This window comes from Streptomyces sp. NPDC048018 (assembly GCF_043202995.1).
GTDB lineage: Bacteria > Actinomycetota > Actinomycetes > Streptomycetales > Streptomycetaceae > Streptomyces.
This window is the reverse complement of sequence record NZ_JBIDBK010000008.1, coordinates 91,103-105,977: the sequence shown is the minus strand read 5'-3', so window position 1 is coordinate 105,977 and position 14,875 is coordinate 91,103. Positions and strand designations below refer to the sequence as shown.

At 73.6% G+C, this 14,875-nt stretch carries 13 protein-coding genes; 3 read left to right on the top strand and 10 right to left on the bottom strand.

All coding sequences use genetic code 11. From position 1 onward, the window contains the following. Window positions 1–38: 38 nt before the first annotated feature. The 7 genes from cobA to ACGF1Z_RS27950 form a co-directional block, all read right to left on the bottom strand. On the bottom strand, window positions 39–1,271 hold the full coding sequence (gene cobA, locus ACGF1Z_RS27980; protein WP_393008671.1) for a uroporphyrinogen-III C-methyltransferase: 1,233 nt from the start codon (window positions 1,269–1,271) through the stop codon (window positions 39–41). A gap of 188 nt (window positions 1,272–1,459) precedes the next feature. Beyond that, on the bottom strand, window positions 1,460–4,927 hold the full coding sequence (gene cobT, locus ACGF1Z_RS27975; protein ID WP_393008669.1) for a nicotinate-nucleotide--dimethylbenzimidazole phosphoribosyltransferase: 3,468 nt from the start codon (window positions 4,925–4,927) through the stop codon (window positions 1,460–1,462). Window positions 4,928–5,235: 308 nt separating this feature from the next. After that, on the bottom strand, window positions 5,236–6,414 hold the full coding sequence (cbiE, locus tag ACGF1Z_RS27970; RefSeq protein WP_393008667.1) for a precorrin-6y C5,15-methyltransferase (decarboxylating) subunit CbiE: 1,179 nt from the start codon (window positions 6,412–6,414) through the stop codon (window positions 5,236–5,238). 60 nt (window positions 6,415–6,474) lie between these two features. After that, window positions 6,475–7,149: a GNAT family N-acetyltransferase gene (locus ACGF1Z_RS27965; RefSeq protein WP_393008665.1), complete on the bottom strand. Its 675-nt coding sequence runs from the start codon at window positions 7,147–7,149 to the stop codon at window positions 6,475–6,477. A 100-nt stretch (window positions 7,150–7,249) separates the two neighbouring features. Continuing rightward, entirely contained in the window at window positions 7,250–8,107 is an 858-nt protein-coding gene (locus ACGF1Z_RS27960) for a MetQ/NlpA family ABC transporter substrate-binding protein (protein WP_393008662.1), read from the bottom strand. A 94-nt stretch (window positions 8,108–8,201) separates the two neighbouring features. Then, window positions 8,202–8,870, bottom strand: a complete 669-nt coding sequence (locus ACGF1Z_RS27955; protein ID WP_393008660.1) for a methionine ABC transporter permease — start codon at window positions 8,868–8,870, stop codon at window positions 8,202–8,204. Next, window positions 8,867–9,925, bottom strand: a complete 1,059-nt coding sequence (locus ACGF1Z_RS27950) for a methionine ABC transporter ATP-binding protein (protein WP_393008658.1) — start codon at window positions 9,923–9,925, stop codon at window positions 8,867–8,869. The genes ACGF1Z_RS27955 and ACGF1Z_RS27950 overlap by 4 nt, the downstream gene beginning before the upstream one ends. Window positions 9,926–10,773: 848 nt before the next feature. Between ACGF1Z_RS27950 and ACGF1Z_RS27945 the strand changes: the two genes are divergently transcribed. Both ACGF1Z_RS27945 and ACGF1Z_RS27940 read left to right on the top strand, forming a co-directional pair. After that, a complete protein-coding gene (locus tag ACGF1Z_RS27945) occupies window positions 10,774–11,136 on the top strand; it encodes a hypothetical protein (RefSeq protein ID WP_393008656.1) in 363 nt (120 codons plus the stop codon). A 2-nt stretch (window positions 11,137–11,138) separates the two neighbouring features. Further along, a complete protein-coding gene (locus ACGF1Z_RS27940) occupies window positions 11,139–11,564 on the top strand; it encodes a hypothetical protein (RefSeq protein WP_393008654.1) in 426 nt (141 codons plus the stop codon). A 27-nt stretch (window positions 11,565–11,591) separates the two neighbouring features. On the opposite strand, the gene ACGF1Z_RS27935 is transcribed toward ACGF1Z_RS27940, so the two are convergent. The 3 genes from ACGF1Z_RS27935 to ACGF1Z_RS27925 form a co-directional block, all read right to left on the bottom strand. Further along, a complete protein-coding gene (locus ACGF1Z_RS27935; RefSeq protein ID WP_393008652.1) occupies window positions 11,592–12,077 on the bottom strand; it encodes a GNAT family N-acetyltransferase in 486 nt (161 codons plus the stop codon). A 37-nt stretch (window positions 12,078–12,114) separates the two neighbouring features. Next, on the bottom strand, window positions 12,115–12,636 hold the full coding sequence (locus ACGF1Z_RS27930; RefSeq protein WP_393008650.1) for a sigma-70 family RNA polymerase sigma factor: 522 nt from the start codon (window positions 12,634–12,636) through the stop codon (window positions 12,115–12,117). 89 nt (window positions 12,637–12,725) lie between these two features. Further along, complete coding sequence (locus tag ACGF1Z_RS27925; protein WP_393008648.1) at window positions 12,726–13,910, bottom strand: glycerophosphodiester phosphodiesterase; 1,185 nt, start codon at window positions 13,908–13,910, stop codon at window positions 12,726–12,728. A 224-nt stretch (window positions 13,911–14,134) separates the two neighbouring features. On the opposite strand from ACGF1Z_RS27925, the gene ACGF1Z_RS27920 reads away from it, so the two are divergent. Further along, the gene (locus ACGF1Z_RS27920) at window positions 14,135–14,809 is read left to right on the top strand and encodes a lysophospholipid acyltransferase family protein (protein WP_393008646.1); all 675 of its coding nucleotides are present in this window, start codon (window positions 14,135–14,137) and stop codon (window positions 14,807–14,809) included. Window positions 14,810–14,875 lie beyond the last annotated feature (66 nt).

Genomic DNA, 14,875 nt, shown 5'->3' with positions numbered 1-14,875 from the left:
CTTGTCCGGTGGGTGGTGCCAATGTGGGCGGGTCGCTCTCAGGAGAGCGGCTTGTCCGGGCCCTCGTCGACGACGTCGCCGATGACGATGACGGCCGGCGGGCGGACGTCCTCGGCGGCGACGGTCGCGGCCACGGTCGCCAGGGTCGCGTCCACGCGGCGCTGGGTGGCGGTGGTGCCCTCCTGGACCAGGGCAAGCGGGGTGTCCGGGGACTTGCCGTGGGCGATCAGCGCCTCGGCGATCTTGCCGATCTTGTCGACGCCCATGAGGATCACGAGCGTGCCCGTGAGCTTGGCGAGGGACGCCCAGTCGACGAGGGAGCGCGGGTCGTCCGGGGCCACGTGGCCGCTGACGACCGTGAACTCGTGCGCGACGCCCCGGTGCGTGACCGGGATGCCGGCCGCGCCCGGCACGGAGATCGAGCTGGAGATGCCGGGGACGACGGTGCAGGCGATGCCCTCGGCGGCCAGCGCCTGGGCCTCCTCCATGCCGCGGCCGAAGACGAAGGGGTCGCCGCCCTTGAGGCGGACGACCGATTTGCCCTGCTTGGCGTGCTCGATGAGCGCGTTGTTGATGGCCTCCTGGGCCATGAACCGGCCGTACGGGATCTTCGCCGCGTCGATCACCTCGACGTGCGGCGGCAGTTCGCTGAGCAGGTCGCGCGGGCCGAGGCGGTCGGCGATGACCACGTCCGCCTCCGCGAGGAGCCGGCGGCCGCGGACGGTGATGAGGTCCGGGTCGCCGGGGCCGCCGCCGACGAGGGCGACGAAGGGGGTGCGGGAGCGGTGGGCGGGCGCGGCGAGGGAGCCGTCGCGCAGGCCCTCGACGATCGCGTCCCGGACGGCGGCCGACCGGCGGGGGTCGTGGCCGGTGAGCACGGCGACGGTCACGCCCTCGCTGTGGCCGGTGGCCGGGGTCCAGGCGGTGGCCGCCTCGGCGTCGTCGGAGCGCACGCACCAGGTCCGGGTCCGCTCGGCCTCAGCGGACACGGCGGCGTTGGCGGCCGGGTCCGTGGTGGCGACGAGCGCGTACCAGGCGCCGGCCAGGTCGCCCTCCTCGTAGCGGCGCCTGGTCCAGGTGATCTCGCCGGCCTCGGCCATCGCCTCGACGGAGGGCGTGGCGGACGGGGAGATCAGGGTGACGTCGGCCCCCGCGGCGATCAGCGCGGGAAGGCGGCGCTGGGCTACCTGGCCACCGCCGAGGACGACGACGCGGCGGCCCGAGAGGCGCAGTCCGACGGGGTAGGCAGGGTGGTCGGCGTGCTCGGCCATGTGCGGGCGGCTCCTCGGACGGGCGTGGACGGGCGCTGGCCCACCTCACGATATCGGTGACCTGGGGTTGTCACGCTGTGACGGATGTCCCTCGGGCCGAGCGCCGTCGGTCGGTGCGTGGGGACGTGCGGGGGCCTGTGTCCGGGGTCCGGACACAGGCCGTGTCGCGCTCTGCTGCTGTTCTGTGCCTACTTCTCCGTGACGCCCGCGGAATCGAAGGTCGCCACCTCGTGCATGGCGCGCGCGGCGCTCTGGACCACCGGGAGGGCCAGCAGCGCGCCGGTGCCCTCGCCGAGGCGGAGGTCCAGGTCGACCAGCGGGCGCAGGCCGAGCTTGTTGAGGGCCGCGACGTGGCCCGGCTCGGCGCTGCGGTGGCCGGCGATGCAGGCCGCCAGGGACTCGGGGGCGATGGCACGGGCGACGAGGGCCGCCGCGCCGGTGGAGACGCCGTCCAGGATGACCGGGGTGCGGAGCGAGGCCGCGCCCAGGATCAGGCCGACGAGCGCCGCGTGCTCCAGGCCGCCGATGGCCGCGAGGACGCCGATCGGGTCCGCCGGGTCCGGCTTGTGGAGGTCGAGGGCGCGGCGGACCACGTCCACCTTGCGGGCGTGCATCTCGTCGTTGATGCCCGTGCCGCGGCCGGTGACCTCGGTCGGGTCCACGCCCGTGTAGACCGAGATCAGGGCGGCGGAGGCGGTGGTGTTCGCGATGCCCATCTCACCGGTGAGCAGCGCCTTGTTGCCGGCGGCCACGAGGTCGCGGGCGGTCTCGATGCCCACCTCGATCGCGGCGACGGCCTCGTCGCGGGTCATCGCCTGGCCGAGGGTGAAGTCACCGGTGCCCGGGCGGACCTTGCGGGGAAGCAGGCCGGGGGTGGAGGGCAGTTCGCTCGCGACGCCCACGTCGATGACGCAGACCTCGGCGCCCACCTGGTTGGCGAAGGCGTTGCAGACCGCGCCGCCGCCGAGGAAGTTGGCGACCATCTGGCCGGTCACCTCCTGGGGCCATGCGGTGACCCCCTGGGCGTGCACCCCGTGGTCGCCCGCGAAGATCGCCACGGCGGCGGGCTCCGGGATCGGCGGCGGGCACACCCGGGAGAGCCCGGCGAGCTGCGCGGCGATGATCTCCAGCATGCCCAGCGCCCCGGCGGGCTTGGTCATGCGCTTCTGGCGCTCCCACGCCTCGCCGAGCGCCTTGGCGTCGAGCGGGCGGATGTTGGCGACGGTCTCCTGGAGCAGGTCGTGCGGCTCCTCGCCGGGCAGGGCGCGGCGGCCGTAGGTCTCCTCGTGGACGACCCAGGAGAGCGGGCGGCGCTTGGACCAGCCGGCCTGCATCAGCTCGGGCTCGTCGGGGAACTCGTCGACGTAGCCGACGCAGAGGTACGCGACCACTTCGAGGTGCTCGGGCAGGCCGAGGGCGCGGACCATCTCGCGCTCGTCGAAGAAGCTGACCCAGCCGACGCCGAGGCCCTCGGCGCGGGCGGCGAGCCAGAGGTTCTCGACGGCGAGGGCCGAGGAGTACGGGGCCATCTGCGGCTGCGTGTAGCGGCCGAGGGTGTGGCGGCCGCCCCGGGTCGGGTCGGCGGTCACGACGATGTTGACCGGGGTGTCGAGGATGGCCTCGATCTTCAGTTCCTTGAACTGCTTGGCCCGGCCCTTGGGCAGTGACTTCGCGTAGACGTCACGCTGGCGGGTGGCCAGTTCGTGCATGGTGCGGCGGGTCTCGGCGCTGCGGATGACGACGAAGTCCCACGGCTGCGAGTGGCCGACGCTGGGCGCGGTGTGCGCCGCTTCGAGGACGCGCAGGAGCACCTCGTGCGGGATCGGGTCGGAGCGGAATCCGTTGCGGATGTCGCGGCGCTCGCGCATCACGCGGAGTACGGCCTCGCGCTCGGCCTCGGCGTAGCCGGGGGCACGCTCGCCCGCCGCCTCGTCGGTGTCCGGGGTCTCCGGGGTCCCGGCCGGAGCGTCCGCGGCCCCGGGCTGCGGGGCGGCCTCGGCGAGCTGCGGGGGCAGGGCCTCGGCGGCCGGCTGCTCGGCGGGCTGCTCCGCCACCGCGGCCGGCTGCCCGGGCTGCGGGGCGGCCTGGACGGCCGGCTCCTCGGCGGCCTGCGGGGTCTGCGCCTCGGGCTGCTGCTCCGGGATGTCCTCGGCCACGAAGGAGATCTGCTCGGCCACGACCTCGACCGGGGCGGGGGTCTCCGCAGGCTCCTCGGGCGCGGGCGGGGCGGCGGCCGGGGTCTCCTGGGCGACGGGCTCGACGGTGGGCTCCACGACCGGCTCGGCAGCGGGGACCTCAGCGGTGACCGGCTCGGGGGCGGCAGGCCCGACGGGGGCGGGCTCGCCCGCGATCTGCTCGGCCGGGGCGATCTGCTCGGCCGGAGCGTCGTGCTCGGCCTCGCGCGGGGCGGGGACCGGGGCCGGGGCCGCCTGGACGACAGGCTCCGCGACGGGCTCGGCCACCGGCTGTGCGGCGACGGCAGGCTCGGCCACGACCGCCTCCGTGACCTCGGCCTCGGCATCCGGGGCGACCGGCTCGGCGGCGGGCTGCTCGGCGGGCTGCTCGGCGACGGGCTGACCGCCCGCCGCCTGCTCCACGACGGGCGCCTCCACGACGGGCGCCTCGGCGACGGGGGCCTCCGCATCCGGGACCTCCGCGACGGGTGCCTCCACGTCGGGGGCCTCTGCCACGGGCGCCTCGGCGACGGCCGGCTCGACGGGCTCGGGCTCGGCGGCGACCGGCTCGGCGGCCATGGGCTGCTCGGCGAGCGGCTGCTCGGCCGCGACGGGCTCGGCCGGGGTGCGGACGGCGTCCTCCGCCGCCACCGGCTCCTCGGCCTGCGCAACCTCGGGCTCCGGCGCCGGCGTCGGGGCCAGGTGCGGGGCGGTCGGGACGGAGCCCTCGACCGGAACGAACTGGGCGGCCTGCGGGGCGACCGTTTCTGCGGCGTCCTGCGGCTGCGCGGGCCACGGCACGGCGCCCTGCGGCGCGGTCTGCTGGTCCTGCGGAACGTCCAGGTACTCGGGGCCCGTCGACGGCGGGCCCGGGGTGCGGACCGGCATCGGGCCGGGCGCCGTGGCGGCCGCCGGAACGGGCGCGGGCTGCGGGGCCGCCGCCGGGCCGCGGTCGGCGAGCGAGCGGACGACGCCGGTGGCGTCGGGGACGGCCGGGCCCATGTGCAGAGGGCGGCGGGCGGGGGCCGGGGCCGCGGGCAGGCGGACCCCGCCGAGGTCGACGGAGCCGGAGTCGCGGCCGGCGGCCTCGTGGGCGCCGGTGTCGAGGATGCCGGGCTCGTAGCCGTGGCCGGCTGGCACGGGCTCCTGCGGGGCGGCCAGGGGCACGCCGTGCGCGGGGGTGCCCTGCGGCGGGAGCGGAACGCCCTGCGGCGGGGTGGCGGTGACCTGCTCCAGCGGGGCGGTCAGCGGGTCCACGAACGCGGGGGCGGGCACGGTGACCGGCGGCGCGGGCGGAACGCCCGGCTGCTGTTCGACCCAGGCGCCCTGGGCGCCCGGCATCAGGAGCAGTTCGTCTTCCTCGGCTGCCGTCGTGGAGGGGTCCAGGAAGGTGTACGCGTCCGGTGCGGGGATGCCCGGCTGCTCGACCATGCCTGCGTTCCCCGGCAGCCCCTCGCCCGGGACCTGGCCGGTGTCCGTCATGCTGCGTACCCCTCGCCCATCGGTTGTGCTCCTTCAGACCTTGCCCGTCGACAAGAACGAGCGTGCGCGCCGCGCGGCACGAGGCGCGCGGACACCCATGCATTGTCGCGGCCTTCGGCCATCGTGGCAGGCGGATCCGCCACGGTGCGCTGTGGACTGCGCCACGTCGCGCCGTCCCCCGTTGCTCCGTACCACATCAGCGACCCAATGGGACCACTACTTCCGGACATTGGGGAACAAAATGCCGAACGTCCGGGTGCGGTACAACAATCGGCCAGCCTACCCCGCCGGGCGGGCGGTGCGATCACTCAGGTCCGGTGACCGGACAGCAGGAAGACCACGGAGCGAGACCGCTCGGCGAAGTCGCCCGGGTCGAGTCCGACGGTCTGGAGCAGCGCGCATTCCACCTGGTAGCCGCCCTCCACGAGGGCGGCGCCGACGGCCTCGGCCTCGTCGCGGGTGCCGGCGTGGGCGACGATCCGTTCCGGCCTGCGGTCGGTGCAGGCGGTGACCACGGGCACTCCCCCGCCCCCGATGCGGACGACGTCCGGTTCGGGCAGGCGTTCCAGGACGTGCGGGGCGCGCCCGGACACGGTCTGCAGCTGGACGCCGGCGCGACGGGCGGCGGCCTCGGTGCGGGCGCAGGCCTCGGGGTCGCCGTCGACGGCGATGACGGCGGCGCCGAAGCGGGCGGCCTCCACGGCGAAGGCGCCGCCGGCGCAGCCGATGTCCCAGACGAGGTCGCCGACCCGGGGGCCGAGGCGGGCGAGTTGGGCGGCGCGCAGGGTGGCGTCCTGGCCGGTGCGGCCCTCGGTGTCCTCGCCGGACAGGGCCCAGCCGCGTACGGAGGGGGTGTCGTGGCCCATGAGCCAGCCGGTGGCGGACCCCCCGCCGATGACGAGGACGACGTTGGGGTCGCGCCAGACGTGGTCGGCGGCCTTGTCGGAGGTGAGGACGGTGACCTGTTCGCGTTCGGTGCCGAGTTCCTCGCAGATGACGAAGGTGCGGTGGACGCCTTCGAGGAGGAGGGCGAGTTCGGCGGGGCCGGCGCCCGGGGAGGTGAGGACGGCCACCTTCGGGTGAGCGCGGCAGACGTTGACGGCGCGCCGCAGGGTGCGCTGGTGGGCGACGACGATCTTGGCGTCGTCCCAGGGCATGCCGGCCCGGGCGAAGGCGGCGGCGACGGAGGAGACGGCGGGGACGACCTCGACCTCGAGGCCGTGCTCGGGGGCGCGCAGGGTGCGCACGACGCCGAAGAAGCCGGGGTCGCCGTCGGCGAGGACGACGGCGCTGCCGCGGTGGCCGGCGATCCGGCGGGCGGCGAGGTCGACGCTGCCCAGGCGGATGCGTTCGGCGCCGGCGGGCACTTCGGGGAGTGCCAGGTGGTGCGCGGCGCCGGCCACGAGGGTGGCGGCGGCGAGGGCGGACCGGGCCGCTGCGGTGAGGGGCGAGCCGTCCCATCCGATCACCGTGACCCGGTCGGCCATCTGTGTCTGTCTCCCTGGGCGAGTGTGCAGGTCGGGGGCGGTTCGAGCCTACCTGGGCGGTCAGCTCCAGTCGGCGTAGGTGGAGAAGCCCGCGTCGGACGTCTGCTCGGCGACGTCGTCGAGGTCCTCGGGGAGGAGGCCCCAGACGATGAGGTCGGTGCGGATGTCGGTCCAGGCTCCGGACTGGGTCTGGCTGCGCGCTATCCAGGCGTTGCGCAGGACGCCCTCGCTGATGCAGCCGATCTTCTGCGCGACCTGCTGGGAGGCGGTGTTGTCGGCGGGGGTGCGCAGTTCGATGCGCTCGAAGCCGCGGTCGCCGAAGAGCCATTGGGCGGCGGCGAGGACGGACTCGGTGGCGTAGCCCTCGCCCCGGGCCCAGGGGGCGGTGACGTAGGCGACCTGGGTGGCGCGGGTGCGCCAGTCGGTGCTGTGGAGGTGCAGGGTGCCGACGAGCCGCTGGGTGAGGAACTCGGTGACGGCGAAGACGATGCCGCGGCCCTCGGTCCGTTCCGCAGGAGCGATCCTGCGCACCCACGCCTCGGCGTCGGCGCGGGTGTACGGGTGCGGCACGGAGGTCCAGGCGACGACGAGTTCGTCGTTCATCATCTCCACGAACGCGGGGATGTCGGCCTCTTCGTACGAGCGCAGCACCAACCGGTCCGTGCTGATGGAGATGGACGGGAAGGTCGTAGTCATCTGCAACTCCATACGTGTATGACCGTGAACGCACAGCATGCAGCATGCGGATGCCGCGGCGCATACGCGGGTGAGCCGAAGGCCCCGTGCGCCGGACGGGGCGCTCGGGGCCTTCTGGGTGCGGACGTTGCCGCGAGGGCTACTTGGCGGGGGTGCCGAAGGCCGGGACGACCGAGCCCTTGTAGGTGTCCTCGATGTACTGCTTCACCTCGGGCGAGTTGAGGAGCTTCACGAGCTTCTGCACGCGGACGTCCTTCTCGTTGCCCTGCTTGACGGCGAGGAAGTTGGCGTAGGGGTTGCCCTCGGCCTTCTCCAGCGCGAGGGAGTCCTTGGCGGGCTGCAGCTTGGCCTCGATGGCGTAGTTGCCGTTGACCACGGCGGCGTCGACGTCGTTCAGGGCGCGGGGCACGGTGGCGGCCTCCAGCTCCTTGAACTCCAGGCCCTTCTTGTCGGTGATGTCGGAGAGCTTGGCGTCGGTGCCGACGCCCGCCTTCAGGGTGATGAGCCCGTTGTCGGCGAGCAGATGGAGGGCCCGGCCCTCGTTGGTGGTGTCGTTGGGCACAGCGATGGTCTGGCCGGCCTTGATGTCCTTCAGCGACGCGGCCTTCTTGGAGTAGAGGCCGAGCGGCTCCAGGTGGACGTCGACCACCGGGACGATGTGGGTGTTGTTCTTCTTGTTGAAGTCGTCGAGGTACGGCTTGTGCTGGAAGAAGTTCGCGTCGACCTGGCCGGTCTCGGTGGCGGTGTTCGGCAGGACGTAGTCCGTGAACTCCTTCACCTCCAGCTTCAGGCCCTCCTTCGCGGCGAGCTTGTCCTTGACGAAGTTGAGGATGTCGGCGTGCGGCGTCGGGGACGCGGCGACGACGAGCGGCTTGTCGGCGGAGCCGGCCGCGTCCTTGGCGGAGGACGGGTCGGAGGAGGTGCCGCAGGCCGTGAGGCCGAGGGCGAGGGCGGAGGTGGCGACGATGCCCGCGGTGAGCTTGGTGTTCTTGCGCACGAAGAGTGCCTCTTTCCGGTGGAGCGGTGATTTCGCCCTGGACGACAAGTCCGGGCTCTTCTTCGGGTTGCGAAGTCGGGGGGGTGACGTGCCGTTACGCGGTGCGGCCGCGGCGGGCGAGGAGGCGGACGATGACGTCGCCGAGGAGCTGGACGACGGTCACGATCGCGATCAGGACGACCACGGTGACCAGCATGAAGGTGGTGTCGAAGCGCTGGTATCCGTAGGTGACGGCCTTGGATCCGAGGCCTTCGCCGCCGACCGCGCCCGCCATCGCGGAGTAGCCGATGAGCACGATCACCGTGGTGGTGACGGCGGAGACGAGGGACGGCAGGGCCTGCGGGAGCAGGACCTTGCGGACGATGGTCGGGACGCCGCCGCCCATGGCCTGGACCGCCTCGACGAGCCCGTGGTCGACCTCGCGCACGGCGGTCTCGACGAGCCGGGCGAAGAACGGGATGGCGCCGATGGCGAGCGGCACGATCATCGCGGTCGGACCGATGAAGGTGCCGACGACGAAGGTGGTGAAGGGGATCAGGGCGATCAGCAGGATGATGAAGGGCAGCGAGCGGCCCACGTTCACGATCGCGCCGACGACCTTGTTCACCGGGCGGTTCTGCAGCAGTCCGCCCTTGTCGGTGAGGACGAGGAGGATGCCGAGCGGGAGGCCGCCGAGGATGGTGACGACGGTGGCCCACAGGACCATGTAGAGGGTGTCGACGGTGCCCTGCTCAAGCAGCGGCTGCATCTCGGACCAGGTCACTGGGCACCTTCCTTCACCAGCACCGACGCCTGGGCGGGCACGTGCGGGTCCTGCGCTTCGACGATCTCGACCTGGAGGCCCTGCTCGCGCAGGAAGCCGACGGGGACGACGTTCTCCTCGTAGCGGCCGGGGAGTTCGATCCGCATGCGGCCGATCTGGCGTCCGCCGACGGTGTCCATGGCGGCGCCGAGGATCGAGATGTCGATGTTGTACGTACGGGAGAGCTGCGAGATCACCGGCTGGGTGGCGGTCTCGCCGTGGAACGTGACGTCCACGACCGTGCGGTCGGGGGCGGTGGCGGTGCCGCTGACCGGGAAGAGCTCGGCGGCCAGCTGGGAGCCGGGGGTGGCGAGCAGTTCGCCGACGGTGCCGGACTCGACGACGCGGCCCTTCTCCATGAGGGCGGCCGAGTCGCAGATGGTCTTGACGACGTCCATCTCGTGGGTGATGAGCAGGACGGTCAGGCCGAGCTGCTGGTTGAGGTCGCGCAGCAGCTGGAGGATGGAGCGGGTGGTCTCCGGGTCGAGGGCGCTGGTGGCCTCGTCGGAGAGCAGGACCCTGGGCTCGCCGGCGAGGGCGCGGGCGATGCCGACGCGCTGCTTCTGGCCGCCGGAGAGCTGGCCCGGGTAGGACCTGGCCTTGTCGGCGAGGCCGACGAGGTCGAGGAGGTCCAGGGCGCGGCGCGAGCGCTCGGCGCCGGAGACGCCGAGGATCTCCAGGGGGAGCTCGATGTTGTCCTGGACGGTGCGCGAGGACAGCAGGTTGAAGTGCTGGAAGACCATGCCGATGCGGCTGCGCGCGCGGCGCAGGTCCTTGCCGGCCCGGCGGCTCCTGCCGGCGAGGGCGGTGAGGTCGACGCCGTCGACGGTGACGGTGCCGGAGGTGGGGCGCTCCAGGAGGTTGACGCAGCGGATGAGCGAGGACTTGCCGGCGCCGCTCTGGCCGATCACGCCGAAGACCTCGCCTTCGCGGACGTGGAGATCGACGCCGTCCAGAGCGGTGACCTGGCGGCCTCGCGACTCGTAGACCTTGGTCAGGCCCGTAGTGGTGATCACAGGGTTTCCGTCACTGTCGAGTGCGCGGCGCATGGTTCCGCCGTGCACGGCATTCGTCATTCGGAAGTCAGGCGCGTGGCGGCCGGTCGCGGCGGTGGGCCGGGAGGCGGCGCGTGCGCGGGGCGGGGCACGGTCCGGCGCCGCGGTGGCGGGCGGACCGGCCCGGCCGTCGGGGCTCGCTTCGGGGCGCGAGCTCGGCGGGGGCCCTCAGTTGGCGCACATTCGACACATACAACGAGCACCGGGCGTCGGGATCGCCTCGGTCGCAAGGGTGCGGCTGCTCGTCGTGGTCATGGCTGCAAGTAAAGCATGCAAACGTGCGAACGAAAGGCGGCTGTCCGAATAGCGGACATGGATGAGACGCCATGCGGACAGTGCGGGGCGGGGCGGGGTACGGCTCGGGGCCCCGCGACGGGCACCGTTCCCCCGCGTGTGGCCTGGGCCGGACCCGGCGGTGATCGCGTACGGGCCGGGCGGTGACGGGATCGGCCCGGCGGCGGCGTGTGGTCAAGGCCACGGCCGGCAGGCCCGGTCTCCGCGCGCCGCACCGGCAGCGGGCGATCGGGCGGGGACGTCCACGGGGAGGACAGGGCGGGCGGGCACCGGCCCCGGCTTCGCGGCCGCGAGCGGGGAAGGCCGGACCCGCCCGGCGCTGCCGGCCGTCGCCCACCGGCGCCGGCGCGCCCGGCGCCGGCGTCGTCGCCCGCCCTCGTCACCCGCCGCCGTCACCCACCGCGCCCTCCGGCCCGTCGCCGACCGCGCCGACCGCCCCGGCTCCCTCGCGCGACCGGGCGCCCGGAGAGGGGCCGCGCGCATCGGGCCATTCGGCCCGTAATACCCTCGGGCGCATGCTTGACGCCCTGACGGTCGCGGTTTCGGTGGCCGCGCTCGCCCTCGCCGCCTGGTGCGGCTTCGCCTTCACCCGGAATCAGTCCACCAAGGACTGGCACTTCATCGGCATGGCCGTGGTGACCGTCCTCGCGCTGGTCCAGCTGGTGGTCGGCATCGTGCAGCTCGCGCGCGGCGGGAACGCCGAGGAGGGCACGACGATCTTCGTCGCCTATCTGCTGGGCGCGCTGTGCGCGGTGCCCGCGGCCGGCCTCATGTCGCTGACCGAGCGCAGCAGGTGGGGTTCGGCGACGGTGGCGGCCGGCGCGGTCGTGCTCGCGGTGCTGGAAGTGCGTCTCTACGACATCTGGACGGTGGGCTGACCATGACGACGACCGAGACCGAGGGTGCCCGGACCGGCCGCCTGGTGAAGGGCCCGGGCCTGCTGCTCGTCTGGCTGTACGGCGTCATGTCCGTGGGCGCGGTGTCCCGCTCCGTCTACCAGATCGCGACCGAGTTCGACCGTGCCCCGCTCGCGTACGGCCTGTCGGCGGTGGCGGCCGTCGTCTACGCCTTCATCACGTACACGCTGGTCCGCGGCGGCGAGACGGCCCGCAGGGCGGCGCTGGTGTGCTGCGCCGCCGAGCTCGCGGGCGTACTGACCGTCGGGACGTGGACGCTGGTCGAGCCCTCGGCCTTCCCGGACGCGACGGTCTGGTCGGACTACGGCTACGGCTACGTCTTCATCCCGGTGCTGCTGCCGCTGACCGGCATCTGGTGGCTGCGGACGTCCCGCGCCCTGGCGTCCTGACGGTCCGCCTGGGCGGGCCCGGCCCGCTCAGGCCGCCTTCTCCAGCGTGACCAGGGTGAGGGTGGGGCCGATCTCGCGGGTGGAGACCTGCTCGTAGCCCTTGCTGCGGTAGAGCCGCAGATTGCCCTCGCTGCGGTGTCCGGTGAAGAGCTGGAAGCGCTTGGCGGCGGGCGCCGGCTCCCTCGCGAAGTGGGCCTCGATGGCGTCGAGCAGCCGGCCGCCGAGGCCGTGCCGCCGCATCCGCGGGTGCACGATGAGCTTGGCGATCCTCACGGTGCCGTCCTCGTCGAGCCGGCCGCGTACGGAGGCGACGATCTCGTCGCCGAGGCGGGCGACGAAGCCCTGGCCCTCGGCGAGTTCGGCACGCAGGGCGTCGAGCGACTGGGTGAGCGGCTCGATGGACCAGTCCTGGTAGATCTCCGCCTCACGCTGATAGCAGAGGAACTGCAGCTTGAGGATGTGCTCCGCGTCCTGCGCCGTGTCCGCCGCTGAGATGGTCACGCTCATGCCCATGTGCGCATGCCTCCCGCTCACCTGGTCCGCCGTCGGTCTACGGCACCCTTCCCCCGGCGTCGAGGGCGGGAACCTCCGCAGCCAGCATTCTGCGCAGGCAGCCCAGGCAACGGGAACGCATCGGCCCCAGACTGCCCTGTGAGATACCCAACGCTCCCGCGATCTCACGGTAGGTGGGGTCCGCGGGATGGAGCATCGCGGTCAGCAGCCGGGGGCAGTGGCCGGGGGTGCGGCGGACGGCGGCGCGCAGGGTGCGGCGGCGTTCGGAGACGAGCGCGGAGCTCTCGGGCGAGCGGTGCGCGTCCTGGGCCGGCTCGCCGTGGTACGGGCGTTCGCGGGCCGAGGCCCGGCGCGCCCGGCGGGCCTCCGCGCGGACGGCGCGGCGCAGCCAGTCCGCGGGGTGTTCGGGGGCGCCGTCCTCCTGGAGACGCTCCAGGAGGCGCAGCCAGACGGCCTGTTCGAGGTCGGCGGCCTCGATGCCGGCGCCCGCCGCCTCGGCGCGGGACTCGGCGGCGAGCAGCGGCGTGAGGGTGGCGAGGAGCGTTTCGCGGGAGGTCATGCCCGCGACGATGCGGGGCGGGCCGCCGGCGGTTGCGGGCCCGGCCGCAAACCACCCGGTCGGGGGTAGGGGCCGGGCCGCGCGGGTGGTCAGCGGGCGGTGAAGTCCGCCGCCGCGAGCAGTGCCGTGTCGGCGTTGTCGGAGAAGATGCCGTCGATTCCCGTCGCGAAGAACCGCTGCAGCGCGCCGAAGGCGTCCCCGTACGCGACCGGGTCGGTGCCCCGGCGGTACTCGGCGGGCAGGAAGGTGTTCTCGTTGCGCTGGGTGTACGGGTGGAGGATCAGGTCATCGGCGTGCGCGTCGCGCACCAGGGTGGTCTCGGCGCCGAGCCGGCCGCTCGCGTCCCGGGGCAGGATCAGGTCGATGGTGGGGCCGATGCCCTGCGCGTAGGAGGCGATCCAGCGCAGGCCCTCCGGCGTGACCAGGTCGGCGACCGTGCGCGGGTCGCCGGACTGCACGAAGTCCCAGGGGCGGGTGTTCGCGGCCGACAGCAGCACGACCCGCGGGGAGTCGACGAGGCGGGCCAGGCGCTGGATGCTGCCGGGCTCGAAGGACTGGAGGAAGACCGGGGAGTCGGCGCGGTGCCGGCCGTGGCGGCGGAGCAGGCGGGCGAGGCGCTCCTCCAGGGCCAGGCCGAGGGAGCGGAAGTAGGTGGGGTGCTTGGTCTCGACGTGCAGCCACACCTCGCGACCGCGGCGGCGGCCCTCCTGCTCGGCCCAGCGCAGCACCTCCTCGAAGGTGGGGACGTCCCAGCGGCCGTCGTAGAGGGTGTTCTCCTGTCGGGTGGCCGGGATGCGCTCCTTGGCGCGGAGGGTCTTCAGCTCGGCGAGCGTGAAGTCCTCGGTGAACCAGCCGGTGAGGGCGACCCCGTCGACGGTCTTCGTCGTCCTGCGGGAGGCGAACTCGGGGTGGTCGGCGACGTCGGTGGTACCACCGATCTCGTTCTCGTGGCGGCACACGAGGTGCCCGTCCTTCGTGGGCACGAGGTCCTGCTCGACGACGTGCGCACCCATGTCGAGGGCGAGCTGGTACGAGCCGAGGGTGTGCTCGGGGCGGTAGCCGCTGGCACCGCGGTGGGCGATGACGGTGGGAACGGGCAGCGAGCGGTACCCGTGGCCCTTGCGCCGGGCGTCGTGGCCGGCGTCGGCGGCGACGGCCGACCGCACGGCCTGCGCGGTGCCGCCCGCGAGGACGGTCGAGCCGCCCAGGACGGCCGCTCCGGCGGCTCCGAGGACGGCGCGCCGGGCCGGGGTCCGGCGCTCGGGCTGTGTCATGAGGACTCCTTCGGTGTGATGTCCCGCACCTGTCAACTGCCCTCCCGACGCTAGGCAAAGAGCCCCTACAGGCGGCAGACCTGGGCGGAACATGGCGGAAACACACGTCAACACCGCGTATCCACTCCGTGAACCCGATGTGCGACACGGCGTGACCCGCGAGTATCGTCGCGGTCTGCACGTGTCGGCTCGCACGAGCCGCTCACCCGACACCGGAGGAACCGTTGTCCCGTCTCGCGATCATGAAGGCCACCCTGGGCCCGGTCCTGCGCCTCATGTTCCGTCCCCGCGTCGAGGGCGCGGAGAACGTCCCCGGCACCGGGCCGGTGATCCTCGCGGGCAACCACCTGACCTTCATCGACTCGATGATCATGCCGATCTGCCTGGACCGTCAGGTCTTCTTCATCGGCAAGGACGAGTACGTGAAGGGCACCGGCCTCAAGGGGCGCCTGATGGCCTGGTTCTTCACCAGCGTCGGCATGATCCCGGTGGACCGCGACGGCGGCCGGGGCGGCGTGGCCGCGCTGATGACGGGGCGCCGGGTCCTGGAGGAGGGCAAGATCTTCTCGATCTACCCCGAGGGCACCCGCTCCCCCGACGGACGCCTCTACCGCGGCCGCACCGGCATCGCGCGGCTGACCCTGATGACGGGCGCGCCGGTGGTGCCGTTCGCGATGATCGGCACCGACAAGCTGCAGCCGGGCGGCGCGGGCTTCCCGCGCCCGGGCCGGGTGACGGTCCGCTTCGGCGAGCCGATGGAGTTCTCCCGCTACGACGGCATGGACCGCGACCGCTACGTCCTGCGGGCGGTGACGGACTCGGTGATGGCGGAGGTCATGCGCCTCTCGGGCCAGGAGTACGTGGACATGTACGCGACCAAGGCGAAGGAAGCGGCGTAGCACCGCACCCCGGCGCACAGGAGGGCGCTCCCCGGGACCGGGGGGCGCCCTCTGCCCTGTCCGGAC